Source organism: Dietzia sp. UBA5065, from assembly GCA_002415925.1.
Classification (GTDB): domain Bacteria; phylum Actinomycetota; class Actinomycetes; order Mycobacteriales; family Mycobacteriaceae; genus Dietzia.
Genome location: DIAZ01000142.1, coordinates 1 through 25,351, shown reverse-complemented (window position 1 = coordinate 25,351; position 25,351 = coordinate 1). Strand labels below are relative to the sequence as shown.

22 protein-coding genes and 2 pseudogenes are annotated in these 25,351 nt (G+C 73.6%); 21 read left to right on the top strand and 3 right to left on the bottom strand.

Going from position 1 to position 25,351, the window contains the following annotated elements; genetic code table 11:
* The 10 genes and pseudogenes from B4M60_RS11545 to pgeF all read left to right on the top strand — a co-directional run.
* Nucleotides 1-254 (top strand): annotated as a pseudogene (locus tag B4M60_RS11545) (UDP-N-acetylmuramoyl-L-alanyl-D-glutamate--2,6-diaminopimelate ligase); the annotation flags it as partial.
* A complete protein-coding gene (locus B4M60_RS11540; protein WP_291083931.1) occupies nucleotides 251-1,756 on the top strand; it encodes a UDP-N-acetylmuramoyl-tripeptide--D-alanyl-D-alanine ligase in 1,506 nt (501 codons plus the stop codon). The pseudogene B4M60_RS11545 and the gene B4M60_RS11540, both read left to right, overlap by 4 nt.
* Entirely contained in the window at nucleotides 1,753-2,847 is a 1,095-nt protein-coding gene (mraY, locus tag B4M60_RS11535) for a phospho-N-acetylmuramoyl-pentapeptide-transferase (protein ID WP_291083928.1), read from the top strand. Before B4M60_RS11540 ends, mraY begins: the two co-directional genes overlap by 4 nt.
* Before the next feature lie 50 nt (nucleotides 2,848-2,897).
* A complete protein-coding gene (murD, locus tag B4M60_RS11530; RefSeq protein WP_291083989.1) occupies nucleotides 2,898-4,382 on the top strand; it encodes a UDP-N-acetylmuramoyl-L-alanine--D-glutamate ligase in 1,485 nt (494 codons plus the stop codon).
* Between the two features lie 4 nt (nucleotides 4,383-4,386).
* Nucleotides 4,387-6,036, top strand: coding sequence for a putative lipid II flippase FtsW (ftsW, locus tag B4M60_RS11525; protein WP_291083925.1), 1,650 nt, complete (start codon nucleotides 4,387-4,389; stop codon nucleotides 6,034-6,036).
* The gene (gene murG, locus B4M60_RS11520; RefSeq protein WP_291083922.1) at nucleotides 6,033-7,151 is read left to right on the top strand and encodes an undecaprenyldiphospho-muramoylpentapeptide beta-N-acetylglucosaminyltransferase; all 1,119 of its coding nucleotides are present in this window, start codon (nucleotides 6,033-6,035) and stop codon (nucleotides 7,149-7,151) included. The genes ftsW and murG overlap by 4 nt, the downstream gene beginning before the upstream one ends.
* Nucleotides 7,148-8,641, top strand: coding sequence for a UDP-N-acetylmuramate--L-alanine ligase (gene murC / locus B4M60_RS11515; protein ID WP_414646792.1), 1,494 nt, complete (start codon nucleotides 7,148-7,150; stop codon nucleotides 8,639-8,641). Before murG ends, murC begins: the two co-directional genes overlap by 4 nt.
* Before the next feature lie 13 nt (nucleotides 8,642-8,654).
* The gene (locus B4M60_RS11510; protein ID WP_291083919.1) at nucleotides 8,655-9,479 is read left to right on the top strand and encodes a cell division protein FtsQ/DivIB; all 825 of its coding nucleotides are present in this window, start codon (nucleotides 8,655-8,657) and stop codon (nucleotides 9,477-9,479) included.
* A gap of 187 nt (nucleotides 9,480-9,666) precedes the next feature.
* On the top strand, nucleotides 9,667-10,860 hold the full coding sequence (ftsZ, locus tag B4M60_RS11505) for a cell division protein FtsZ (RefSeq protein WP_291083916.1): 1,194 nt from the start codon (nucleotides 9,667-9,669) through the stop codon (nucleotides 10,858-10,860).
* Between the two features lie 8 nt (nucleotides 10,861-10,868).
* The gene (gene pgeF / locus B4M60_RS11500; protein WP_291083913.1) at nucleotides 10,869-11,591 is read left to right on the top strand and encodes a peptidoglycan editing factor PgeF; all 723 of its coding nucleotides are present in this window, start codon (nucleotides 10,869-10,871) and stop codon (nucleotides 11,589-11,591) included.
* A 38-nt stretch (nucleotides 11,592-11,629) separates the two neighbouring features.
* Here the strand turns inward: pgeF and B4M60_RS11495 are convergent, their stop codons facing one another.
* A complete protein-coding gene (locus B4M60_RS11495) occupies nucleotides 11,630-12,073 on the bottom strand; it encodes an META domain-containing protein (RefSeq protein WP_291083910.1) in 444 nt (147 codons plus the stop codon).
* A 114-nt stretch (nucleotides 12,074-12,187) separates the two neighbouring features.
* On the opposite strand from B4M60_RS11495, the gene B4M60_RS11490 reads away from it, so the two are divergent.
* The 7 genes from B4M60_RS11490 (at nucleotide 12,188) to B4M60_RS11460 (ending at nucleotide 20,408) form a co-directional block, all read left to right on the top strand.
* Nucleotides 12,188-12,916 carry a YggS family pyridoxal phosphate-dependent enzyme gene (locus B4M60_RS11490; RefSeq protein WP_291083907.1) on the top strand — a complete coding sequence of 243 codons (729 nt, stop codon included), beginning with the start codon at nucleotides 12,188-12,190 and terminating at the stop codon, nucleotides 12,914-12,916.
* A 73-nt stretch (nucleotides 12,917-12,989) separates the two neighbouring features.
* On the top strand, nucleotides 12,990-13,688 hold the full coding sequence (locus tag B4M60_RS11485; RefSeq protein ID WP_291083906.1) for a cell division protein SepF: 699 nt from the start codon (nucleotides 12,990-12,992) through the stop codon (nucleotides 13,686-13,688).
* Between the two features lie 60 nt (nucleotides 13,689-13,748).
* Complete coding sequence (locus B4M60_RS11480) at nucleotides 13,749-14,048, top strand: YggT family protein (RefSeq protein ID WP_291083904.1); 300 nt, start codon at nucleotides 13,749-13,751, stop codon at nucleotides 14,046-14,048.
* Nucleotides 14,049-14,180: 132 nt separating this feature from the next.
* Nucleotides 14,181-15,089 carry a DivIVA domain-containing protein gene (locus tag B4M60_RS11475; protein ID WP_291083902.1) on the top strand — a complete coding sequence of 303 codons (909 nt, stop codon included), beginning with the start codon at nucleotides 14,181-14,183 and terminating at the stop codon, nucleotides 15,087-15,089.
* Nucleotides 15,090-15,207: 118 nt separating this feature from the next.
* Nucleotides 15,208-15,453 (top strand): hypothetical protein, encoded by a 246-nt coding sequence (locus B4M60_RS11470; protein ID WP_291083899.1) that lies wholly within the window; start codon nucleotides 15,208-15,210, stop codon nucleotides 15,451-15,453.
* 281 nt (nucleotides 15,454-15,734) lie between these two features.
* Nucleotides 15,735-18,929, top strand: a complete 3,195-nt coding sequence (gene ileS / locus B4M60_RS11465; RefSeq protein WP_291083896.1) for an isoleucine--tRNA ligase — start codon at nucleotides 15,735-15,737, stop codon at nucleotides 18,927-18,929.
* A 33-nt stretch (nucleotides 18,930-18,962) separates the two neighbouring features.
* Nucleotides 18,963-20,408 carry a DNA polymerase IV gene (locus tag B4M60_RS11460; protein ID WP_291083893.1) on the top strand — a complete coding sequence of 482 codons (1,446 nt, stop codon included), beginning with the start codon at nucleotides 18,963-18,965 and terminating at the stop codon, nucleotides 20,406-20,408.
* 384 nt (nucleotides 20,409-20,792) lie between these two features.
* On the opposite strand, the gene B4M60_RS11455 is transcribed toward B4M60_RS11460, so the two are convergent.
* Nucleotides 20,793-21,833: an asparaginase gene (locus B4M60_RS11455; protein ID WP_291083890.1), complete on the bottom strand. Its 1,041-nt coding sequence runs from the start codon at nucleotides 21,831-21,833 to the stop codon at nucleotides 20,793-20,795.
* A 132-nt stretch (nucleotides 21,834-21,965) separates the two neighbouring features.
* Between B4M60_RS11455 and B4M60_RS11450 the strand changes: the two genes are divergently transcribed.
* A complete protein-coding gene (locus tag B4M60_RS11450; protein WP_291083887.1) occupies nucleotides 21,966-22,460 on the top strand; it encodes a hypothetical protein in 495 nt (164 codons plus the stop codon).
* A 49-nt stretch (nucleotides 22,461-22,509) separates the two neighbouring features.
* Here the strand turns inward: B4M60_RS11450 and B4M60_RS11445 are convergent, their stop codons facing one another.
* Complete coding sequence (locus B4M60_RS11445) at nucleotides 22,510-23,517, bottom strand: hypothetical protein (RefSeq protein WP_291083884.1); 1,008 nt, start codon at nucleotides 23,515-23,517, stop codon at nucleotides 22,510-22,512.
* A gap of 71 nt (nucleotides 23,518-23,588) precedes the next feature.
* Here B4M60_RS11445 and lspA point away from each other — a divergent pair, with 71 nt between their 5' ends.
* The 3 genes and pseudogenes from lspA to B4M60_RS11430 form a co-directional block, all read left to right on the top strand.
* On the top strand, nucleotides 23,589-24,176 hold the full coding sequence (gene lspA, locus B4M60_RS11440; protein WP_291083881.1) for a signal peptidase II: 588 nt from the start codon (nucleotides 23,589-23,591) through the stop codon (nucleotides 24,174-24,176).
* Nucleotides 24,169-25,095 carry an RluA family pseudouridine synthase gene (locus tag B4M60_RS11435; protein ID WP_291083985.1) on the top strand — a complete coding sequence of 309 codons (927 nt, stop codon included), beginning with the start codon at nucleotides 24,169-24,171 and terminating at the stop codon, nucleotides 25,093-25,095. Before lspA ends, B4M60_RS11435 begins: the two co-directional genes overlap by 8 nt.
* Nucleotides 25,092-25,351: pseudogene (locus tag B4M60_RS11430) on the top strand (hypothetical protein); the annotation flags it as partial. The gene B4M60_RS11435 and the pseudogene B4M60_RS11430, both read left to right, overlap by 4 nt.

Here is a 25,351-nt window from a genome sequence, read left to right as displayed (position 1 = left end):
CGGGTGCCGAGGCCGCGGCGGGGGACCGGGCGCGGGTCGTGGAGATCGCGGACCGTGGCGCGGCGATCGCCGCCGCCGTCGACTGGGCGCGCTCCGGCGACGTCGTGCTGATCGCGGGCAAGGGACACGAGACCGGCCAGGAGGTGGCCGGTACCGTGGCCCCCTTCGACGACCGGGTCCGCGCGGCCGAAGAACTCACCAGACGCCTGGGCGGCTCCGCCTCGCCGGGCGGGACGGAGGACAGCACCTCATGATCGACCTCACCCTCGGCCAGATCGCCGGGATCGTCGGCGGTCGGTTGGTCGGAGGCGATCCGGCCACGCCCGTGACCGGGTCCGTCGAGTTCGACTCCAGACGGCTCCGGCCCGGCGGCCTGTTCCTGGCGCTGCCCGGCGAGCGCGTCGACGGACACGACTTCGTCGCCCGCGCCCTGGCCGCGGGAGCGGCCGCCGCCGTGGTGGCCCGCGAGGTGGACGGGGTGTCCGGCGCTCAGATCGTGGTGCCGCCCGTCGACCGGCGCGAGACCAACGCCATGGCGCTGGCCGCCGACTCCGACGGGTCCGGCGCGGCCGTCCTCGTCGCGCTCGGCCTCCTCGCCCGCGCGAGCGTGGACCGGCTCGTCGCCGAGCACGGGCTCGTCGTGGTGGGGGTGACGGGGTCGTCCGGCAAGACCAGCACCAAGGACCTCATCGGGGCGGTCCTGTCCGCGGCGGGCACGGTCGTCGCCCCTCCCGGGTCGTTCAACAACGAGATCGGGCACCCGTGGACCGCGCTGCGGGCCGACGAGACCACCGACTTCCTCGTCCTGGAACTCAGCGCCCGGGCGCCCGGCAACATCGCCGAACTCGCGCGGATCGCGCCGCCGAGGATCGGGGTGGTGCTCAACGTGGGCACCGCGCACCTGGGCGAGTTCGGCTCCCGCGACGTGATCGCCGCGACCAAGGGCGAGCTGGTCGAGGCCCTGCCCCCGGCCGCGGACGGCGGGGTCGCCGTCCTCAACGCCGACGACGACCGCGTGCTGGCCATGGCCCGTCGAACCGTCGCCGAGGTGGTGACGGTGGGAATGAGCCGGTCCGCGGACATCCGGGCGGAGGACGTGACGCTGGACGGCGAGGTGCGCGCCTCCTTCCGGCTGGTCACGCCGTCGGGTGACGCCCACGTGGCGCTGCGGGTCCACGGCGAGCACCAGGTGGGCAACGCGCTCTCGGCCGCCGCCGTGGGGCTGGCCTGCGGGATGGAGCCGGGCGCCGTCGCCGCCGCGCTGGGTACCGCCGAGGCCGCCTCGGCGCGGCGGATGGACGTGCGGGTGACCGCCGACGGCGTCACCGTGATCAACGACTCCTACAACGCCAACCCCGACTCCATGCGGGCGGCGCTCAAGTCCCTGGCGGTCATGGCGCGGACGCCCGGGGGCCACCGTCGGACCTGGGCGGTGCTGGGCGAGATGGCCGAGCTCGGGGACGACTCGGTCACCGAGCACGACCTCCTGGGACGATTCCTCGTCAGGCTCGACGTGTCGCAGCTGGTGGTGGTCGGACGGGGTCGGCCGCAACGCGCGCTGTTCCAGGGCGCGATCCAGGAGGGCTCGTGGGGATCGGAGGCCGAGCACGTCGAGACCCCGGAGGAGGCGATGGACATCCTCGCCGAGCGTGTGGAACCCGGGGACGTGGTCCTGGTCAAGGCGTCGTCCGCCGTCGGTTTGTGGAGCGTCGCCGAGCAGCTGCTGGCGACGCGTGGTGAGGAGAAGTCCGAATGACCCAGATCATGGTCGCAGGCATCGTGGCCTTTGTCGTGAGCATCTTCCTCACACCCCTGCTCATCATCTACTTCCGTCGGCGCGGGTTCGGGCAGGAGATCCGGCTCGAGGGGCCGCAGTCCCACATGAGCAAGCGGGGCACGCCCAACATGGGCGGCATCGCGATCCTCGCCGCCGTCTGGCTCGGATACATCGTGGCGGGGGGGATCGGCCAGCTCACCGTCGGCGGCGGCGGGTTCACCGCGTCCGGGCTGCTCATCCTGGGCCTGGCCACCGCGCTGGCCGTGGTGGGGTTCGTCGACGACGGACTCAAGGTGTTCAAGCGCCAGAACAAGGGCCTGGGCATCCTGTCCAAGACCATCGGCCAGGTGGTCGCCGCCATCGCGTTCGGCATCCTCGCGCTGCAGTTCCGCAACCCGGACGGGCTCACCCCGGCCAGCCGGTCGCTGAGCTACGTGCGGGACTTCGTCGCCGTGACCTTCCCCGTCGTCGTCTTCCTCGTGTTCATCGTCATCCTGGTCTACGGCTGGTCCAACGCGGTCAACTTCACCGACGGACTCGACGGGCTGGCCGCCGGGTCGATGGCCATGGTCATGGGCACCTACGTGGTGTTCAGCTTCTGGCAGTTCCGGTACTCGTGCTTCTCCACCGCCGAGGGGGTGGACCTGTCGGGGTGCTACCAGGTGCGGGATCCGCTCGACATCGCCGTGGTGTGTTCGGCCGCCCTCGGGGCCTGCCTGGGCTTCCTGTGGTGGAACGCCGCCCCGGCCAAGATCTTCATGGGCGACACGGGATCGATGTTCCTGGGCGGCATCGTCGCCGGCGTCTCCGTGGTCTCCCGGACCGAGCTGCTCATGGTGGTCGTCGGCGCGGTCTTCGTGATCGAGTTCGTCTCCGTCCTCATCCAGGTGGCGGCGTACCGCACCACCGGCCTTCGCCCGTTCCGGATGACGCCCATCCACCACCACTTCGAGAACGGCGGCTGGGCCGAGACCACCGTCACCGCCCGGTTCTGGCTGCTGGTGGCCATCTCCTGCGGCCTGGCCATCGCGCTGTTCTACGGCGACTGGCTCGCGAGCTCGACGGGATGACCGACGTGACTGACGTGACCCGGTCGACCGACGTGACCCAGCCGACCCATGTGACCGCGGCAGGCGGGCAGGGCCCCGACGTCCGGGCGCTCGCCGGGCTGCGGGTGCTGGTGCTCGGTGCCGGCGTCTCCGGTCCCGGCGCCGTGCGCATCCTCCACGCGCTGGGTGCCGAGCCGATCCTGGCCGACTCGCGCCCCGAGGCCATCGCGCGCCTGCGCGACGGCCTGCCCCACGGGGTGGGGTGTGAGGGGATCGACCTGGAGCGCGCGGCCGCCCTGCTCGGCCGGACCGGCGCCCGCGGCGGCGTGGACCTGGTCGTGACCAGCCCCGGATGGCGTCCGGACTCCCCCCTGCTGGTGGCCGCCGCCACCGCCGGCGTCGCGGTGTGGGGCGACGTCGAGCTGGCGTGGCGCGCCGACGCCGCCGAGCTGTTCGGGCCGCGCCGCACCTGGCTGGCGGTGACCGGCACCAACGGCAAGACCACCACCACCTCGATGCTCGAGGCGATGTGCCTGGAGGCCGGGATGGCCGCGCGCGCGTGCGGCAACATCGGCCTGCCGATCACCGACGTCCTGCTGGCCGAGCCGCGGGTGGACGTCCTGGCGGCCGAGCTGTCGAGCTTCCAGCTGCACTGGGCGCCGAGCTGCCGCCCCGACGTGGGCGTGGTCCTCAACGTCGCCGAGGACCACCTGGACTGGCACGGGTCGATGGAGGCCTACGCCGCGGCCAAGGCGCAGGTGCTCACGGGCAGGGTCGCCGTGGCCGGCGCCGAGGACCGGATCGCCGCGCGACTCCTCGCCGCCGCGCCCGCCGCCACGCGGATCGGGGTGCGGCTCGGGGCGCCGCGGGCGGGGGAGTACGGCGTGATCGACGGCGTGCTCGCCGCGCGGATCGGGGACGGGGAGGGGGACGACGACGAGGTGGCGCTGCTGCCCGCCGCGGACGTCCGCCCGCCCGGGCCCGCCGGCATCCTCGACGCGCTCTCCGCCGCGGCCGTGGCGATGTCCGTGGGGGCGCGGCCCGAGCACGTGGCCGCCGCCCTCCGGGGCTTCACCGTGGCCGCCCACCGGGCCGAGCTCGTGGACACCGTCGACGGTGTCCGGTTCGTGGACGACTCCAAGGCGACCAACCCGCACGCCGCCCGCACCTCGCTGCTCGCGGGAGGGCGGATGGTGTGGATCGCCGGCGGCCTGCTCAAGGGGGCGGACGTGGGACCCCTGGTGGCGGAGGTCGCCGGGGTCCTGCGCGGCGTGGTGCTCATCGGCCGCGATCGCGGGCGGATCGCCGAGGCATTGGCCCGACACGCCCCCACGGTGCGCGTCGTGGAGTTGGCCTCGGGAGACGATGACGGGGCCGCGGGTCCTGACGAGCCGCAGCAGACGATGGACCGGGCGGTCGCCGAGGCCGCACGGATGGCCACCGGAGGCGACACCGTGTTGCTCGCCCCCGCCGCCGCGTCGATGGACATGTTCACCGATTACGGCCACCGCGGGCGCAGCTTCGTCCTCGCCGTGGGCCGTGTGGCCGGGAGGTAAGGGCATGGCACAGGAAGACACCCCTCGCGGGGGAGGGCGCCCCGCGCCCGAGGCCGCGACCACCGCCGACCCCGGGTCCCGACCGGACCTGTTGGGGCGGATCGCCGCGCCGCTCGCCGCCGTCAACCGGGCTCCGCTGACCTCCTACCACGTCGTGATGGTGGTCACCTGCCTGCTCACCGTCATCGGCCTGGGCATGGTGCTGTCGAGCTCCAACGTCCTCGCGTTCTCCGGGGGCGGGACGCCGTTCGACATCTTCCTCCGCCAGACGCTGTTCGTGCTGATCGGCTGGGTGGGGTTCCTCGTGGCCCTCCGGACCCGGATCGAGCTGGTGCGCAAGGCGGCGTTCCCGCTGCTGCTCGTGGCCATCGTGCTGCTCGTCGCCGTCCTCATCCCGGGAGTCGGGATGGAGGTCAACGGCTCGCGCGGGTGGATCGATCTCAAGCTCTTCGCGATCCAGCCCGCCGAGATCGCCAAGTTCGCGTTCATCATCTGGGCGTCCTCGGTGGTGGCCAAGCGGATGCGGACCGGCTACTGGCTCGACCTGCTCTTCCCCGCGGTGGTGGGGTACGGCGTGATCGCGGCCCTCGTCGTCGCCGCCCCGGACCTGGGGATGGCCACCGCGGTGACCATCGCGTTCGTGTGCCTGCTGTGGTTCGCCGGCTACCCGGCCCGCCACTTCCTCCTGGTCATCGCGCTGGGCGTCGTGGTCTTCGCGGTGTCCGCGGTGGCCTTCGCCTACCGCTTCGAGCGTATCCGGACGTTCCTCGACACCTTCGTGGGCGACTTCTCCAACCCCCAGGGATCGGCGTACCAGTCCTACCAGGGGATGTTGTCGCTCGCCGACGGCGGTCTGTTCGGGGTGGGGCTGGGCCAGTCCAGCGCCAAGTGGTTCTACCTGCCCGAGGCGACCAACGACTTCATCTTCGCGATCATCGGCGAGGAACTCGGCTGGTTCGGTGCCGCCGTGGTGGTCTCGCTGTATCTCGCCCTGGGCTGGGCGGGGATGCGGATCGCGTTGCGCTCGGTCGACCCGTTCCGTCGCCTGCTGGCCGGGACCGTCACCGCCTCGATCGTCCTCCAGGCCTTCATCAACATCGGCTACGTGGTGGGCCTGCTGCCCGTCACGGGTCTGCAGCTGCCCCTGATCTCCAACGGCGGCACCTCCGCGGTGGTCACCCTGACCTCCCTCGGGCTGCTCGCCAACTGCGCCCGGCACGAGCCCGAGGCGATCTCGGCGATCCTCAGCTCGCCCGCCCGACACCGTCGCCGGTGGTACTCCCTGCCGGAACCGCGCCCGTACCGCCCCGGTCGACCCGTCCCCGCGTCGGACACCCCCGGCCGGTCGAGCGCCGGAACCCGACGCTACGGCGAGCCCGTCACCCGGCAGCCCGCCGCGCGTCCCGCGCGGGCGCCCCGCCAGGCGCGGGGCGCGTCGCCGGCCCCGGCCTACGAGTCGATTCCGATCCCGGGCGCTGCCGCCCGCGACCGCCGCGGTGCCACCGCGGTCACCGGACGCACCGCCCGCACCGTCCGCGGGCGCGAGGCGGAGGACCGGCAGCGGAGGAGCCCCGCGGCCCCGCCCGACTCCGGGACGCGGCAGGCGCCCGGTGCCGGCCGGCCCAGCCCGATCCATCGGAGCCGGGAGCGATGAGTGCCCCGCGGACCGAGGGGCTCTCGGTGGTGGTCGTGGGCGGCGGGACCGCCGGCCACATCGAGCCGGCGCTCGCGGTGGGGGAGGCGGTCATGGACCTCGACCCGACCGCCCGGGTCACCGCGGTGGGCACCCCCAGGGGCCTGGAGACGGAGCTGGTGCCGCGCCGGGGGTTCCCCCTCGAGCTGGTCGACCCGGTGCCGATGCCCCGCCGCGTCGGCGGCGACCTCGTCAGGCTCCCCGTCCGGCTGATCCGGGCGGTCCGCGGGGCCCGGGACGTGCTGCGCCGGACCGGCGCCGACGTCGTGGTGGGCTTCGGCGGGTACGCCTGCGTCCCCGTGTACCTGGCGGCGGCCGCGACCAGGGGCAGGGTCCCGATCGTGGTCCACGAGGCCAACGCCCGGGCGGGGATCGCCAACAGGCTCGGCGCCAGGTTCGCGGTGGCGACCCTGGCCGCGGTCAGCGATTCCGGCCTGGACGCCCGGGTGGTGGGCAACCCGGTCAAGCGCTCGGTGGCCACCCTCGACCGGGCCGGACTGCGCGCGGAGGCCCGGGCGTTCTTCGGCCTGGACCCCTCCGCGCCCACCGTGCTGGTCGTGGGCGGCTCCCAGGGGGCGAGGTCCCTCAACGCGGCGATGGCCGGGGTCGCCGAGGAGTTCTCCCGCGCCGGTGTGGGGGTGCTGCACGCGGTGGGCCCGAAGAACGTGGCGGACGCCCCGCGCGTCCCCGGCGGCGGCGCCGCGTACGTCGCCGTCCCGTACCTCGACCGCATGGACCTGGCGTACGCGGCCGCCGACCTGATCCTGTGCCGCTCGGGGGCGATCACCGTGGCCGAGGTGTCCGCGGTCGGGCTGCCCGCGGTCTTCGTCCCGCTCCCGCACGGCAACGGCGAGCAGGCGCTCAACGCCCGCGACCTCGTGGCGGGCGGGGCCGCGATGCTCGTCGACGACGCCGAGCTCACCCCGGGCTTCCTCCGGTCCGAGGTCCTGCCGCTGGCGCTCGACCCGGACCGCCTCCACACCATGTCCGCCGCCGCGGTCCGCGGCGGCTCCCGAGATGCGGCGGAGGTCGTGGCGCGGATCGCGCTCGACGCCGCCGGAAAGGCCCGGAGTTGACCCACAGCACCACCCCAGGAGAGCCGGCGGCGGGGGATTCGGTCCCCGAGACCCTGGCCCGGGTCCACATGATCGGGATCGGGGGCGCCGGGATGTCCGCGGTCGCCCGGATCCTCCTCGACCACGGCGTGGCGGTCTCGGGCAGCGACGCCCGCGACTCCGCCGAGCTGCGCGCCCTCGAGGATCGGGGGGCGGTCGTCCGGGTGGGCCACGACGCCGCGGCCCTGGACCTCCTCGGGGCCGCCCCGGAGATCGTGGTGGTCTCCAAGGCCGCGATCCCCGCGGACAACCCGGAGCTGATCGCGGCGCGGGCCGCGGGGATCCCCGTGGTCACGCGCTCGCAGGTCCTCGGCCACCTCGCCCGCTCGGGTCGCTCGATCATGGTGTGCGGGACGCACGGCAAGACCTCCACCACGTCGATGCTCATCGCCGGGATGCTCGCGGCCGGTGCGGACCCGTCCTTCGCCGTGGGCGGGACCGTCCTGCAGTTCGGCACCAATGCGCGCGGTGGCGCCGACCCGGTGTTCGTGGCCGAGGCGGACGAGTCCGACGGCTCGCTGGTGCACTACCGGCCCGACGTGGTGATCCTCACCAACGCCGAACCGGACCACCTGGACCACTTCGGCACCGCCGAGGCCTACTTCGAGGTGTTCGACTCCTTCCTCGCCCGCATCCCGGACACCGGCGTGCTGGTGGTGTGCCTGGACGACGAGGGGGCGGTCGAGCGCGCCCGTCGCGCCGCGGCCGGGGGTGTCCGGGTGGTCGGGTACCGCACGGCGGACGGTCCGGGGACGGACCTGCCGGTGGCGGGCGAGCTCTCCGGGATCGTCGTCGACTCCGCCGGGACGCGCGCCCGCCTCACGCTCGACAGCGCACCGCACGGGGAGCTGCACGTGGGCACCCCGGGCGAGCACATGGCGCTCAACGCCCTCGCCGCGCTCCTGGCGGCCCGCGAGGTCGGGGCGGACGCCGGGTTCGACGTCGACGGGTTCCTCCGCGGACTGTCGGGCTTCGGGGGGGTCGGCCGTCGTTTCGAGCCCAAGGGGTCCCTCGAGGTGGCCGGCGGACGGGTCCGGGTGTACGACGACTACGCCCACCACCCCACCGAGGTCGCGGCCGTGCTTGGCGCGGGCCGGGAGATCGTCGACGCCGAGGGCGGCCGGCTGGTGGCCGTCTTCCAGCCCCACCTGTACTCGCGCACCCGGATCTTCGCCGAGGAGTTCGGCCGGGCCCTGTCGGCGGCCGACGAGGTCGTGGTGGTCGACGTCTACGGCGCGCGCGAGCAGCCCGAACCGGGTGTCGACGGGGGGACGGTGGCCCGCCACGTGACCTCCCCGGTGCACCACGTCCCCGATCTCGACGGCGCCCTGGAGACGGTGTGGGCCATCGCCCGACCCGGGGACGTGCTCTTCACCCTCGGCGCGGGCGACATCACCACGCTGGGCCCGAGGATCGTGGCCGGGCCGGCGGGGACCGGGACGGATTCGTGAGGGGGGCCGGGCAGTGACGGACGCGTCGCCCGACCGTCCGGGGGCCGAGGCGGACCCGGCGACGACGGACGATCCGGACCGGAGGATCGCGGCCGCCACGGTCCGCCGCTCCGACGAGCGGGTGCGGCACTCCGACCCGTCGGTCCGCGCGACCCTGCGCCGGCGGCGACGCCGTACCAACCGCATCTACGCCGGGCTGGGGGCGGCGCTGCTCGTCCTGCTCGTCGGGTACGTCGCGCTGTACTTCCTGCCGGTCTTCTCCGTGCGGACCGTGCAGGTGGACGGGGTCCGGACCATCCCGGTCGAGGCGGTGACCGAGCGCGCGGCGGTCGCGCCCGGGACGCCGCTGCTGCAGGTGGACACCCACGCGGTGGCCCGGCGGGTCGCGGGGATCCCGCGGGTGGACGAGGTGACCGTCACGCGCGACTACCCGTCGGGCCTGAGGATCGAGCTGATCGAGCGGACCGCCCTGGTGGTGGTCGAGGTCGACGGCGCCCAGCACCTGGTGGACGGCCAGGGCATCGACTTCGGGCAGGGGGAGCCTCCCCCGGGGACGCCGACCCTGACCGTCGGGCAGGACGCGCGCGCGGACCTGCCCGGGATCGTGCGGGACCTGGCGACGGTCTTCGCCGAGGTGCGGGTCACGGCGGGGCAGGAGATCGCCGCGGTGGCGGTGCCGACCCCGGCGTCGATCGTGCTCACGCTGGCGGACGGACGGATCATCGAGTGGGGTGCCGCCGGACGGGACCACGAGAAGGCCGTCGCGCTTCAGATGGTCCTCGAGCAGCCCGGTCAGACCTGGAACGTGTCCAATCCCGCACTGCCCGCGTCGCGGTAGACCCGACACGCCCGCGCGCTTCGTGGCCGCGCGGGGCCGCTGCGCTTAGCGTGTGTCCCGACGGCGGAAACGGCCCCTGACCAGCAAGTTTAACCCTCTAGTAGAGGGTGAGACTTGAGGCTCCGGGTGGGTTCGCCGAGACAGCACTCAACCGCGCACGACACCCCCATAGGAAGGCCGGGCCTCGATGAGCTCACCGCACAACTACCTCGCAGTCATCAAGGTCGTCGGGATCGGCGGCGGCGGCGTCAACGCCGTCAACCGGATGATCGACGAGGGCCTCAAGGGCGTCGAGTTCATCGCGGTGAACACCGACGCGCAGGCCCTGCTCATGTCCGACGCCGACGTCAAGCTGGACGTGGGCCGGGAGTTGACCCGCGGGCTGGGGGCCGGCGCGGACCCGGAGGTCGGCCGCAAGGCCGCCGAGGACCACAAGGACGAGATCGAGGAGGTCCTCAAGGGTGCCGACATGGTCTTCGTCACCGCCGGCGAGGGCGGCGGCACCGGCACCGGCGGCGCGCCCGTCGTCGCGGCCATCGCGCGCAAGCTCGGCGCTCTGACCGTCGGCGTTGTCACCCGCCCGTTCTCCTTCGAGGGCAAGCGTCGCGGCGGACAGGCCGACACCGGCATCGACCAGTTGCGCGAGGCCTGCGACACGCTCATCGTGATCCCCAACGACCGGCTCCTGCAGCTCGGCGACGCGGGCGTGTCCATGATGGAGGCCTTCAAGACCGCCGACGAGGTCCTGCTCAACGGCGTCCAGGGCATCACCGACCTCATCACCACCCCCGGCGTGATCAACGTCGACTTTGCCGACGTCAAGGGCGTCATGTCCGGCGCCGGCAGCGCGCTCATGGGCATCGGCTCCTCGCGCGGCGAGGGGCGCGCGTTCAAGGCCGCCGAGGCCGCGATCAACTCGCCGCTGCTCGAGACCACGATGGAGGGCGCCAAGGGCGTGCTCATGTCCATCGCCGGCGGCAGCGACCTCGGCCTGTTCGAGATCAACGAGGCCGCGACGCTCGTCCAGGAGGAGGCGCACCCCGACGCCAACATCATCTTCGGCACCGTCGTGGACGACTCCCTGGGCGACGAGGTCCGCGTGACCGTCATCGCCGCCGGGTTCGAGGGCGGCTCCCGCCAGGTCGGCGCGGGTGGGGGCCAGTCGCGCCGCGGCCGCCACCACATCGACGACGACGAGTCGGTCCCCGGAGCCTCCGGCGACACCGCAGGTGCCGCCGGACTCGGATCGACCCCCCTCGACGGGCGCCGTCGCGAGGAGCACCGCGATGAGCCCGCGACGCATCCCGGATCCGGCGCGGCGGGGTCGCGCCGCCGCGACGAGGACGACGACATCGACGTCCCGCCCTTCATGCGGCACTGAGCCCGGGCATGGGCCCACAGGGTCCCGGGCGCGTCCGCCGGGTGGTCACCGACCGCCGCGGCGGAGCGTCCTCGGGAGATTTCGACTCGTTCAACCTCGGCGACCACGTGGGGGACTCGCCCGCCGCGGTGGCCACGAACCGGGCCCGCCTCGCCCGCCGGCTCGGGCTCCCGGCCTCCGACGTGGTGTGGATGGACCAGGTCCACGGCACCCGCATCGCCCGCGTCACCCGCGCGACGGGCGGGCCCGTGCCGGCCACCGACGGGCTGGTCACCGACCGCCCGGGCCTGGCGCTGGCGGTCCTCACCGCCGACTGCGTGCCGGTCCTCGCCGCCGACGAGCAGGCCGGGGTGATCGGCGCGGTGCACGCCGGGCGCGTGGGCGCGGTCGGGGGGATCGTCCCCTCGCTGATCGGCGCGATGCGCTCGCTCGGTGCCCGCCCCGACCGGATCACGGTGCTGCTGGGGCCGGCGGCCGCGGGCAGGCACTACGAACTGCCCGACGACCTCGCCGACGAGGTGGAGGCGGCGCTGCCCGGCAGCCGTACCCGGACCGCCGCGGGCACCGCCGGGGTGGACCTCCGCGTGGGCATCACCCGCCAGCTCGCCGGGCTGGGCGTGACGCGGGTGGACTCCGATCCGCGCTGCACCATCGCCGACGAGACCCTCTTCTCCTATCGGCGGCAGGGACGCACCGGCCGACAGGCCAGCGTGATCTGGCGGACCGCCTGACGGTCCCCGCGGGGACCGTCGCGCACCGCGACCGCCCGTCAGGCCCGGGCGAGGGCGCCGATCTCGGCGCCGGCGGCGCTGAAGACGTGCAGCGTGTCGCGGTCGGCCCCGGCGGAGTCGACCCGGGCGGAGTCGACCCGGGCGGAGTCGAGCCCGGCGAGCCAGGTGTCCACGTCGGGGCAGGCCATCATGGTGGAACCGACGTCCCTGAAGGAGACGGCGTCGCCACCCCGCTCCCAGCGCCCGAACAGTCGATTGCAGCCGTCGGTGCCGGTGAACGACCCGTCCTCGGAGAGGACCAGCTGCGGCGCGTGCTCGGCGTCGACCCCCCAGGTGCCCACGGCCGGGTCGGAGGCGGCCTGGTCGGACACCGTGGGATCCGAGGCGGCGGAGCAGGCGGTCAGCAGGAGCGCCGCGGACCCGGCGGCGGCCAAGATCAGCGCCAGCCGCCGGAGGGTCCGCGGGGTGGGTGTGGGAGACATGACGACACTCCTTGAACGACGCGACCGGGGCCGCGACTCGGTGGTGGCGGCAGGTCCGGGGACTCCGATAGGTTACCGCCATGTACCGCTGCGATCGCCCGGCCACCGGCGCCCATGACTGATCCCCGGACCCGCGAGCTGTCCGAGCGACTGGCCGAGGCGCGCGGGCGCCTCGACGCGGCCCTGGCGGCGGCGGGCCGGACCGACGAGGTGGACCTCGTCGTCGTCACCAAGTTCCATCCCGTCGCCGACGTCGCGCGGCTCGCCCGCCTGGGGGTACGCGACATCGGGGAGAACCGCGTGCAGGAGGCCGCCGCCAAGGTGGCCGACCTGGGGGCCACCGAACCGGCCCTGGCGGCGGGGGTGCGGTGGAACATGATCGGCCACATCCAGTCCAACAAGGCCGCCGCGGTGGCCGGGTGGGCCGACCGCGTCCATTCGGTGGACTCCGTCAAGGTCGCCGACGGCCTGGAGAGGGGCCGCGCCCGGGCGGAGGGGGAGCGCGACGGCGTGGGCCCGCTCCCCGTCCTCCTGCAGCTCAGCCTCGACGGCGACACCTCGCGCGGCGGGGTCGACCGCGGGGACCTGCCCGCCCTCGCCGACCACGTCGCGGGCCTCGCCCACCTACGCCTGGCCGGGCTCATGGTGGTGCCCCCACTCGAGGGGGATCCGGCCTCCCACTTCGCCGACGCCGCCGGTGTCCGGGAGGCGCTGCGCAGGGATCACCCCGCGGCCGTCGAGTTCTCCGCCGGGATGTCGGGGGATCTGGAGGCGGCGATCGGCGCGGGTTCGACCTGCGTGCGTGTCGGAACGGCGATCCTCGGGCCCCGGCCAGTAGGTTGAGTCCCAGCCTCGCGGGGAGCGTTCCCGCGACGACCAGACCGCGACGACCCCGTATCAGGAAGGTCCCCGGAAGATGAGCGCAATCGCCCGGTTCAAGGAGTACTTCGGAATGGCGCCGGTCGCGGCGTACGAGGACGAGTACCTCGACGACTACGACCGCCCTGTCCACCATGACGTCCGCGGATCCCGTGCCCTGCACGAGACCGACGACCTCGGCCCGGCGGCCCGCGACCGCCGCGAGGACTACGGCTACGCCGCGGACCGGTTCGCGGACGAGCCGGCCCCCCGCTCGCGGCTCGCCGACGTGGACCAGGCCGAGGTCGCGGCCGCGGAGCGTCGCGCCCGCGGTCGCCTCGACGAGCCCACCCCCCGCCCGCGCCGCTACCACGCGGCCGAGGCCGGGGCCCGCGCGGCGCTGCGCGGGGTCCCCGCCACCCGCGGCGCGGTCGCGCTGGCGCCCGAGGAGAACTTCGTCGAGGACGGCCTGGTGACCGTTCCCGAGACCGTGGTCGAGCGCCCCCGCGGCTTCGGCGACGGCAAGAGCCTGGGCGAGCACTTCCGTGCCGGCCGGGCCGTCGTCCTGGACCTGTCGACCATGGCCTCCGGCGACGCCCGCCGCATGGTGGACTTCGCCGCCGGACTGGTGTTCGGCCTCGACGGGCGCATGGAGAAGGTCGCGGACCGCGAGCGGACCTTCCTGCTGCAGCCCGCTGGGATGGACCTCACCGAGGCCGAGGTCCGCGACGCCGTCAACGGCGCGTTCAGGCGCTGAGCCCCCGGCGGTGCGGGTGCCGGCGGCGGCGGGAGCCCGGGGTGCCAGTAGGGTTGTGCCGTGCGTGAAACCCTCGTCGTCCTGTACATCATCACCCAGGTCTTCTGGTATCTCCTGCTCGCCAGGATCGTCGTGGAGATGATCGCCTCCTTCTCCCGTGGCTGGAGCCCCCGCGGCTTCGTCGCCGTGATCCTCGAGTGGTTGTTCACCATCACCGACCCGCCGGTCAAGGCGCTGCGCAAGGTGATCAAGCCGGTCCGGGTCGGCCAGGTGAGCCTGGACCTGTCCGTGCTGGTCCTGTTCGTGATCATCATCGTGATCCAGCTGATCCTCAGCGGCCTCATGAGGACCGTCGTGTGAGGCGGATCGCCGGCCGCTGGTGACGCGCGGGCCGAATGTGACTAGATTGGCACGCGTTAAGGTAGTAATGATGTCGTGGGTCCGGTGCGAGAACGCCGGGCCGGCACCCGAGACGACCACGAGGGGTATCCCATGCGCTTGGCTCCAGCCGATGTGCACAACGTCGCGTTCTCCAAGCCGCCGATCGGTAAGCGCGGCTACAACGAGGACGAGGTCGATCAGTTTCTCGACCTGGTAGAGGAGGAGCTCGGAACCCTCGTCGAGGACAACGACGATCTCCGTCAGCGGGTCGAGGAGCTGACCAAGGACCTCGAGAAGGCCCGCAAGGCGGCCGACAAGGCCGGCAAGTCCTCCGGTGACTCCGCGGGCGGTTCGGGTGCCGGCCGCGTCGAGCAGCCGCAGGCCCCCGTGGCCGCCGCCGCCGCCCCGGTGGCCGCCCCGGCCCCGGCCGCGGCGACCCCCTCTCTCGCCAAGACGGACGACGGCGGCGCGGCGAACTCCGACACCCACCTGCGCGCCGCCCGCGTCCTCGCGATGGCGCAGGAGATGGCCGACCGGCTCACCGGGGAGGCCAAGAAGGAGTCCGACGGGCTCATGTCCAAGGCGCGCGGCGAGTCCGACCGCCTGGTCGGCGACGCCAAGACGCAGTCGGAGAAGATGGTCGGCGACGCCCGGAAGGAAGCCGACAAGATCCTCGGGGACGCCAAGTCCAAGTCGGACGGGATCGTCAAGGACGCCCAGACCCGCTCGGAGCAGCAGATCAAGGAAGCCCAGGCCAAGGCCGACGCCCTGCAGGCGGACGCGGAGCGCAAGCACACCGAGATCATGGCCACCATCAACCAGCAGCGCGGGGTGCTGGAGGGTCGTATCGACCAGCTGCGGACGTTCGAGAAGGACTACCGCAGCCGGCTCACCAGCTACCTGGAGAACCAGCTCTCCGAGCTCGGCAAGTCCGGGTCGGCGGCCCCCGCCGCGTCCGCGGAGAAGGCCGGCGCGCCCGAGAAGGGCTCCACCAAGGACGGCGGCCACCGGGCCGAGTAACCCGCCCCACCGTTCGTCCGGTCCCCGCCCCTGCCCAGGGTGCGGGGACCGACGTATATTCGGGGGGCCTGTCCGGACGACATGGGTCCGCCCGGGACCCACTCGTCACGACCGGGTCATGTCGCAACAGCAGGAGGAACGGATGCTCGTCGCCGCGCTCGGACTGACGATCCTCGGCTTCGCCTTCCTCGTGGCCGCCGTGGCGACGGGCCAGATCGCCTGGGCCTGGGCGTGTATCGGGGTCGGCGCCCTCGGGTTGTTGCTGCTGGTGATCGACCTGATCCGGGGGCACGGGTCGAAGGGAGACCAGGGCGGCACCCCCTCCGGGGAGCCGGAGGAGGCGGGTGCCCGCGCCGACGGGTAGCATCGGCGACTGTCCGGCCGCGAGCCGGGTGCACCGCGATCCGGCCATCACCGGGGAGTGCTCGGAAGAACGGTCGACCCCGGGTCCAGGGGCGGCTCAGTAGAACCGAACGGGGGAGCCCGTCACAGCCCGACCCACGAGTGGGCGTCGCACGTCGTCGCCAAACGGGGTGGTACCGCGGACGGATGCGCCAGTCGTAGCCGGATCGTCCCCGAGCGCAGGCCTGCCGGCCCCACGGGTGCGAACTCGTGCGGGCCCCGTACGCGAGGAGTCCGCCCCACATGAGCCCCGAGACCGTGAACCCCGAACCCGCCGCCACGGGTAGCGCGTATCCGATCCTCGACCTCGCCGGCGGGACCATGGCGCAGTCGCCGTCGTTCCCCGCGCTCGAGGAGACGGTCCTGGCGCGCTGGGACGAGCGGGACACCTTCCGCCAGTCCATCCGCCACCGAGGCGACGCGGAGGAATACGTCTTCTACGACGGGCCCCCGTTCGCCAACGGCCTGCCCCACTACGGGCACCTGCTCACCGGGTACGTCAAGGACGTCGTCCCCCGCTACCGCACCATGCGCGGGTACAAGGTGGAGCGCCGGTTCGGCTGGGACTGCCACGGTCTGCCGGCCGAGCTCGAGGCCGAGAAGCAGCTCGGGATCACCGAGAAGTCCCAGATCCTCGACATGGGCCTGGCCCAGTTCAACGACGCTTGCGAGAAGTCGGTCCTCCAGTACACCGACGAGTGGGAGAAGTACGTCCACCGCCAGGCCCGTTGGGTGGACTTCGAGAACGACTACAAGACCCTCGACATCGACTTCACCGAATCCGTGCTGTGGGCGTTCAAGCGCCTCTACGACAAGGGACTGGTCTACAAGGGCTTCCGGGTGCTGCCCTACTCGTGGTACGAGCAGACGCCGCTGTCCAACCAGGAGACCCGCCTGGACGACGCGTACAAGATGCGGCAGGACCCCGCCGTCACCGTCGCCCTCCCGCTGGAGGCGCCGCAGGACAGCCCGTTCCAGGGCGCCGAGGCGCTGGTGTGGACCACCACGCCGTGGACCCTGCCGTCCAACCTCGCCGCCGCCGTGCACCCGGACATCGACTACGCGGTGGTCCGGGTCGACTCCGGTGACCTGGCCGGCCGCACGTTCGTCGTGGCCGAGGCCCGCCGCGACGTGTACGCCGCCGAGTTCGGCGCGGACGCCGAGGTCACGGCCACCGTCAAGGGCACCGAGCTGGTGGGGCTGCGCTACACCCCGCCGTTCGACTTCTTCGCCGGCCACGCGGGTGCGCACGTCGTGCTGTCGGCCGACTACGTCACCACCGAGTCCGGCACCGGCATCGTGCACCTGGCTCCCGCCTTCGGCGAGGAGGACAAGGACGCGTGCGACGCCGCCGGAATCGAGTTGGTCATCCCGGTGGGTCCCGACGGCAAGTTCACCTCCGAGGTCCCGCCGTACGCCGGCCAGCTGGTGTTCGACGCCAACACTCCCATCTCGCGTGACCTGCGCGCGGCGGGCCGGCTGATCCGGCACGAGACCATCGAGCACTCCTACCCGCACTCGTGGCGCTCCGGGCAGCCGCTCATCTACATGGCGCTGCCGGCGTGGTTCGTCAAGGTCACCGCGTTCCGGGACCGCATGGTCGAGCTCAACCGCGAGCACATCACGTGGATGCCCGAGCACGTCCGCGACGGGCAGTTCGGGAAGTGGCTCGAGGGTGCCCGCGACTGGAACATCAACCGGAACCGGTACTGGGGGGCGCCGATCCCCGTGTGGGAGTCCGACGACCCGGCCTACCCGCGCGTGGACGTCTACGGCTCGCTCGACGAGCTCGAGGCCGACTTCGGGGTGCGGCCGACCGACCTGCACCGCCCGTACATCGACGAGCTCACCCGGCCCAACCCCGACGACCCGACGGGCAGGTCCACCATGCGTCGGGTGGCGGACGTGTTCGACTGCTGGTTCGAGTCCGGGTCCATGCCGTTCGCCCAGGTCCACTACCCGTTCGAGAACAAGGAGTGGTTCGAGACCCACTTCCCGGGCGACTTCATCGTGGAGTACAACGGCCAGACCCGCGGCTGGTTCTACACCATGCACGTGCTGGCCACGGCGCTGTTCGACCGCCCGGCGTTCACCCACGTCGCCGCCCACGGGATCGTCCTGGGCAGCGACGGGCTCAAGATGAGCAAGTCCAAGGGCAACTACCCGGACGTCAACGAGGTGTTCGCCCGCGACGGCTCCGACGCCATGCGCTGGTTCCTCATGAGCTCGCCCATCCTCCGGGGCGGCAACCTCGTGGTGACCGAGCAGGGCATCCGCGAGGGCGTGCGCCAGGCCATGCTCCCGCTGTGGAACTCGTACAGCTTCTTCCAGCTGTACGCTTCGGAGCGCGCCACGTGGCGCACGGACTCTCCGCACGTCCTGGACCGCTACATCCTGTCGCGCCTGGCCTCGACCCGCGACGCCATGACCGCGGCCCTGGACGTCACCGACATCGCCGCCGCCTGCGACGAGCTGCGGCTGTTCGCCGACGCCCTGACCAACTGGTACGTGCGCCGGTCCCGCGCGCGGTTCTGGGCGGGCGAGTCGTCCGGCCAGGACTCCCGCGACGCGTTCGACACCCTCTACACGGTGCTCGAGACCACCATGCGGCTGGCGGCGCCGCTGCTGCCGCTCATGTCCGAGGTGGTGTGGACCGGCCTGACCGGCGAGGAGTCGGTGCACCTGGCGGACTGGCCGGCCGCCGACGAGCTGCCCCACGACGCCGGCCTGGTGGAGGCGATGGAGGCCGTGCGCGACGTGTGCTCGACCGTGTCCTCGATCCGCAAGGCCAAGAAGCTGCGCGTGCGACTGCCGCTCGGCTCCCTCACCGTGGCCATGCCGGACGCCGGGAAGCTCGAGCCGTTCGTCGGGATCATCGCCGACGAGGTCAACGTCCGGACGGTGCACCTGACCACCGATGTGGCCGCGCACGGCCGGATGGAGCTGGCCGTCAACGCCCGCGCCGCGGGGCCGCGGCTGGGCAAGCAGGTGCAGGCGTGCATCAAGGCCGCCAAGATCGGCGACTGGTCCGAGGTCGACGGGGTGGTGACCGCCGGCGGCGTGGAGCTGCAGACCGGCGAGTTCGAGCACCGCCTGGTGGCCGCCGACCCGGAGTCCACGGCCGCGCTGCCGGCCGGTGCCGGGCTCGTCGTCCTGGACCTCACCGTCACCGAGGAGCTGGAGGCGGAGGGCTGGGCCAAGGACCGGATCCGCGAGATCCAGGAGGCCCGCCGCGGGGCGGGATTCGACATCTCCGACCGCATCCGGGTCCGCCTGGAGGTCCCGCCGGCCCGCCGGGAGTGGGCCGATCGGCACGCCCGGCTCATCGCCGGCGAGGTGCTGGCGACCGACCTCGCGGTCGTCGACGCCCTGGACGTCTCCGACGGCGACCCGGTCGACCTCGCCGAGGGCGTCAGGATGACGCTGGCGCGGGTCTGACCCGGCCGGGCCTGATCCGGGACGGGTGCCGACGTGGCCGACGCGCAGGACCGGTGGGTCCTGCACGTGGACATGGACGCGTTCTTCGCCTCCTGCGAGCAGCTCACCCGGCCGACCCTGCGGGGTCGGCCGGTGCTGGTGGGCGGGGTCGGCGGCCGCGGCGTGGTGGCGGGCTGTTCGTACGAGGCCCGCGCGCGCGGGGCCCGCTCGGCGATGCCCGCCCACCAGGCCAGGCGCCTGGTGGGGCCCTCGGCGGTGTTCCTGCCGCCGCGGATGGCGGTGTACCGCGCGTTGAGCCGACGGGTGTTCGAGGTGTTCGCGCAGCACGCGCCGGTGGTCGAGCAGGTCTCGGTGGACGAGGCCTTCCTCGAGCCGCCGGAGTTGCGGGGCGCCGACGTCGAGCGAACGCGCGGGTGGGCGCGGGACCTGCGCGCGGCCATCCGCGAGACCACGGGCCTGCCGGCCTCCGTGGGCGCGGGCGCGGGCAAGCAGTACGCCAAGATCGCCTCGGAGCTGGCCAAGCCGGACGGCATCGCGGTGGTGCACCGGCGGGACCACGCCGAGGTCTTCGACCCGCTGCCGGTCCGGAGCCTGTGGGGGGTGGGGCCGGTCGCGGGGGAGCGGCTGTCGCAGTTCGGGATCGCCACCATCGGGGACCTGGCCGCGATGGACGACGACGACGTGGTCCACGCGCTCGGGCGGACCGTGGGCCCGGCGATCGCCCGGATCGCGAGGGGGTACGACGACCGGCCGGTGCACGAGCGGGCCGAGGCCAAGCAGATCAGCGCCGAGAGCACGTTCGCCGCCGACCTCACCACGGCCGGCCAGGTGGCGGTGGCGGTGCGGCGGTCCGCGGAGGGGGCCCACCGGCGGCTGCTGTCCGACGGTCGCGCGGCCCGGACCGTCACGGTGAAGGTCAAGCGCTCCGACTTCACCTCGATCACCCGCTCGTTCACGCTGCCGGCCGGCACCACCTCGCTGGAGACGGTCATCGCGGTGGCCCTGTCACTGGCCCCGGACCCCGTCGACTTCGGCGCGATCCGTCTGCTCGGCGTGGGCCTGTCCGGGCTGACGGAGATCCACCAGGACGCGCTCTTCGAGCAGGAGTTCGTCCCCGAGGTGCGGCACACCCTCGTCGGCGACCGGGACGACGACCTCCCCGACATCGTGGGGGTGGGGACGACCGTCACGACCGACGACGACGAGCCCGCGATCGCCGGTGGTGGGGCCGGGTCCGGGGAGCCGGTTCACGCTCCTGCGGCCATCGGGGCGTGGCGGCAGGGGCATCGGGAGCGGTTCCGGACCGGTGCCGATGTGCGCCACCCCGAGTTCGGCCACGGCTGGGTGCAGGGCTCGGGGCTCGGCCGGGTGTCCGTGCGGTTCGAGACCGCGGTCACCGGGCCGGGTCGGATGAGGACCTTCGCCGAGGACGACCCGGTGCTGGAGACCGCGGACCCGCTGGACTCCCTCGGCTGGTGACCCCCCGGCGCCCGCCCCCCGGCGCCCGCCCCCCCGGGGTGCGCTGGCTGAATGGACCGATCCCGCAGCACAAGCGGGGGATTTCCGAGCAAAGGGACAGCGCGGGTCAAAGGGGCAGCGCGGGTCGGAGGGCCGGGAGCGGGGCAGCGTCTCCGCGGCCCGGTTGTGCTGCGTGTCTGGACCGTTCCCGCAGCGCGGCTCAGACGCCGGCGCCTCCCCGTGAGCGCTCCCCGGGGTGCGCTGGCTGAATGGACCGATCCCGCAGCGCAAGCGGGGGATTTCCGGGCAAAGGGGCAGCGCGGGTCGAAGGGGCAGCGCAAGCGGGGGATTTCCGGGCAAAGGGGCAGCGCAGGTCGGAGGGGGAGGCGTTCGCGAGCCGGCTAGTCAGCTGTAGAGGTGGTAGCGGGGCCAGTGTCGGCGGACCTCGTCGGCGGCCGCGGCCTCGGCTCCCGTACCCGCGTTGGCCCGCGAGAGGAGGGCCGCGAGCAGGACCCGGGCCTGGCCGGAGCGGAGGTATCCGCAGCTCAGCGCCCCGCGACCGGCGAGTTCGGCACCGCCCCCGAGACCGCCGTACGTGGCGGTGGCCTCACCGCGGGGCACGCGGGTGCCGACGGCCACCACGATGTCCGGCCGGGAGTCGGCCAGCTCCGCGACCGCCTCGGCGACCAGCGGCGGGAGATTCCCGGACCCGGAGCCCTCCAGGACGAGCCCGCGGGCCCCGGCCGCGACGCAGGCGCGCAGGGCGACGGCGTCCGACCCGGGAGGGCAGGCCACCACGTCCACCCGGACGTCGGAGAAACGGGCCCGGCCGGACAGGGTGGGTCGCTCGAGCTCGGCGGGAAGCCCCTCGACGGGATGATCCGGGGCGTTGCGGGCGAACGCGACGGTCTCGGTGGTGTGCCACTTCCGCACCCCGCGGGCCTGCAGGATCGCCCGGCCCACCACGACCAGCACACCGAGGTCCCGCGAGACCGGGTCGGCGGCCAGCAACACGGCGTCGAGGAGGTTGGCGGGGCCGTCGGGCTCGGGGTGGTCGGCGGGGCGCTGCGCGCCGGTGATCGCGACGGGGCGGGAGTCGTGGTGATGGAGATCGAGCGCTATCGCGGTCTCCTCGAGCGAGTCCGTCCCGTGGGCCACCACCACCCCGGACACCCCGGGATCGGTGAGCACGTCGGCGACGGCGTCGACGAGCACGTCCCATTCCGCGGGGCCGAAGGTGGAGGAGTCCGCGTCGAGCACGGCCCGCGCGCTGACCCGCACGGAGCCGGGCAGGACCGCCCGCAACTGCGCCAGCATCGACTCGGTGGCGCCGCCCGAGTCCCCGGCCACCACGACCCCACCGGCGGCCGTCGAGGCGGTGATCGTGCCGCCGGTGGTACAGATCACGACGTGGGGGGTGTCCGTGCTGGTCTGGGCGCTGTTCACCCGCCCCACAGTGGTGGTCTCCCGGCCCGGCGTCAACCACCCGGGCCGCTGTCGGTGGAACAATGGCCCATCAGTGTTCGTTGGGCCGGTGACATGGCCCTCCAGCCGCAGATGACGACGAAAGGACCACGCGTGAGTCTTCGACGGACCATTGCCGCAGTCTCCCTGTCCGCTTTCGCCCTGGGCGGCCTCGCCGCGTGTGGCGGGGACGAGGACGGCGGGCGCGAGACCGCACCGGCCCCCACCTCCGCATCACGGCAGGTCGCCGCCGTGCCGACGGCCGAGGAGCTCACGCTGCTCCTCGACCGGGCCTCGGACCCGGCGGTGCCGGTGGAGGAGAAGGTCACCCTGGTCGAGGGAGGGGCCGAGGCTCCCGAGATCTTCGACCAGATCGCCGCGCTCAAGGCCGAGCAGGGGGCGACCGTGACGATCACCGGCGTCGCGGAGGGCGACATCCCCGGGACGCTGATCGCCAACGCGGTCATCTCGCAGCCGGGCCAGGAGCCCATCAACGTCCAGGCGCAGTTCATCCAGCAGGACGGTCAGTGGCAGCTGCAGAAGTCCTTCGCGTGCGCGCTCATCACCAACGCGGGGCTCCAGGCGCCGGCCAGCTGCGCGGTCGCCTGACCGACCGACCGGGGCAGGAGCCCGGGGCCTGGCCGAACCGGGCCCCGGTCTAGCCCGCGCTGCGGAACTCCAGCACCGAGTCCTCGACGTAGGTCGTCCGCCGTCCCGTGGCCGGGTCGACGTAGACGGCCCGCGTCGAGGACTCGGTCGTTCCCTCCACCGGCAGCGCCGCGCGCAGGTCCACGGTCAGCTCGCCCGAGCCGGTGACCTCGTAGGCGTCCACCGCCAGGGTCACACCCGGCCCGCCGTCGGCCGCCGGGGCGTCGAGGGTGGCGGCGGGCTCGGGCGCGGTCATCTCCAGGCTCACGGTGGCCACGTCGCCGTCGAGGGCGGTGAGCCGGTAGGTGACGACGCGCGTCGGGGCCACGGCGTCGTCGACCGCGCGGGTGACCGTCCAGCGGGCCCCGACCCCGATCGGCTCCGTCGGCCACGCCACCGTCGCGTCCGACACCGCGTTCGCCGTGATCTCCACGCCCGCGCGGGCGGCGTCGGTCGCCTCCGCGGGCGCCTCGAGCGACAACCCGCGCACGATCCCGTCGGCGCTGCGCGTCCACGTCACGGTGAACCCGGGCGCGGTCGCGAACTGCGCGGCGCGGAGTTCGTCCACCGAGGTGAACTCGCGGGCGGTGACCGTGGCGCGCTGCGCGCCGTCGACGTCGGGCTCCGACCGCCCCTCGACGGTGAGGGTCTGCTCGGGCGTCTCGTCGGTCCGCGGCTCGGCCCCCGGGACGGTGGTGCGGGACGACCCCGACCGGGTCACCGCGACCACCGCCGGCTCCAGGGACGGGGCGTACGCGAGCACCCGCAGCTCGCCCGAGCCCTTCTCGAGCACCTCCACGGTGGGGGCGGGTCCGGGATCGACCCGCACCGCCGGCTCGAGGGCCCGGGACTCCTGCGCGGCGCCCGGCCCGCCGGCCGCCATGTCGCCGCCGGTGCCGCCGTCCGAGCAGGCGGCGGTCGTGGCCACGAGCGTCGCGGCGAGGATCGCGGCGAGGAGGCGGCGGCCGCCGCGCGCGTCTCGGGAGGGGCCGGGGGTCAGCGATGATCGGGGGTCCACGAGGCCCGAGCTTAGAGGGTCCGGCACCCGGGCCGGCCGGGCCCGCCGCGGCATCAGCGATACTGGGACCCATGACGGAGACCAACGGGACGCGGTCCGACGCGCCGGGGCCGGCGCCCGACGGTGCCCACCCGGGCTTCTTCCGGGCAGGACCGGTGCTCATGCTCGCGGTGGCGGCCGTGATCGTGCTGGTCGACCAGATCGCCAAGGTCGTCGCGGTCGCCACCCTCGAGGGCGGGCGGCCGGTGCGGATCATCGGCGACTCGGTGAGGCTGGTGCTCCTGCGCAACCCCGGAGCGGCGTTCTCCATGGGCACGGAGTCGACGGTGGTACTGAGCCTGGTCGCGACCGCCGTGGTGCTGGGACTGCTGTGGTTCTCCCGCCGGGTCCATTCCCGGTGGTGGGCGTGGGGCCTCGGACTGATCCTCGGCGGCGCCGCCGGCAACCTGGTGGACCGCTATTTCCGTGCCCCGGGGATCCTGCAGGGTCACGTCGTGGACTACGTCTCGGTGGGCTGGTGGCCGGTGTTCAACGTCGCGGACTCGTGCCTGGTGGCCGGCGTGATCGTGGTCGCCGTGGCCGTGCTCAGGGGGATGGACATCGACGGGTCGCGTGAGCAGGACAGAGACCACGCCGACAGAGACCACGCCGATGGGTGAGCTGCGCACCTTCCCCGTCCCCGACGGCCTCGACGGGATGCGGGTCGACGCCGGCGTGTCCCGCCTGCTGGGGATCTCGCGGACGGCGGTCGCCGACCTGGCCGGTGAGGGCAAGGTCCTGGTCGACGGCCGGGCCGTGGGCAAGTCCGACAAGCTCACCGGCATGTCGTGGATCGAGGTCGAGATGCCGGACCCGCGGGCCGAGCCGGCGGTGGTCGCCGAGCCGGTCGAGGGGATGGCGGTCGTGTACTCGGATGACCACATCGTCGTCGTCGACAAGCCCGTCGGCGTGGCCGCGCACGCCTCCGTCGGGTGGACCGGTCCCACCGTGATCGGCGGCCTCGCCGCCGCCGGGTACCGCATCTCCACCTCCGGGCCGCCGGAGCGCAAGGGGATCGTCCACCGCCTGGACGTGGGCACGTCCGGCCTCATGGTGGTGGCAGCCTCGGAGCGGGCGTACACGCTGCTCAAGCGGGCGTTCCGCGACAGGACCGTGGACAAGACCTACCACGCGCTGGTCCAGGGGCACCCCGATCCGTCGTCCGGGACGATCGACGCGCCGATCGGCCGGCACACGTCCAACGACTGGCGGTTCGCCGTGACCTCCGACGGCAAGCATTCCATCACCCACTACGACACGCTCGAGGCGCACCAGGCCGCCTCGCTCGTGGAGGTGCACCTGGAGACCGGGCGCACCCACCAGATCCGCGTGCACTTCTCGGCCCTGCACCACCCGTGCGCGGGCGACCTGACCTACGGCGCCGACCCGGTGCTCGCCAAACGCCTGGGTCTCGAGCGGCAGTGGCTGCACGCCGTGGGGTTGGGTTTCGAGCACCCGGGCACCGGCGAGCGCGTGGACTTCTCCAGCACCTATCCCGACGATCTCCAGCACGCGCTCGACATCCTGCGCTCGGCATGACCGCGCTCGCGCGGGGGCTCCGGATCGCCGGCGTCGGGGTGGTGATCGTCCTGGCGCTGGTGGCGATCCTCTCCGCGCTGGGGGCCGAGCTGCCGCGCAGCCCCGGGGTGATGAGCGATTCGCTCGGGCCCGAGAACGGCGAGCGGATCGACGCTTACCTCGCCCGCGCGTCGGCCTCCCTCGCCACCGTGGACGGTGGGGACCGGGGAGAGGGCGGTGACGGTGACGACGACGCCTTCGACGACGACGACGACGA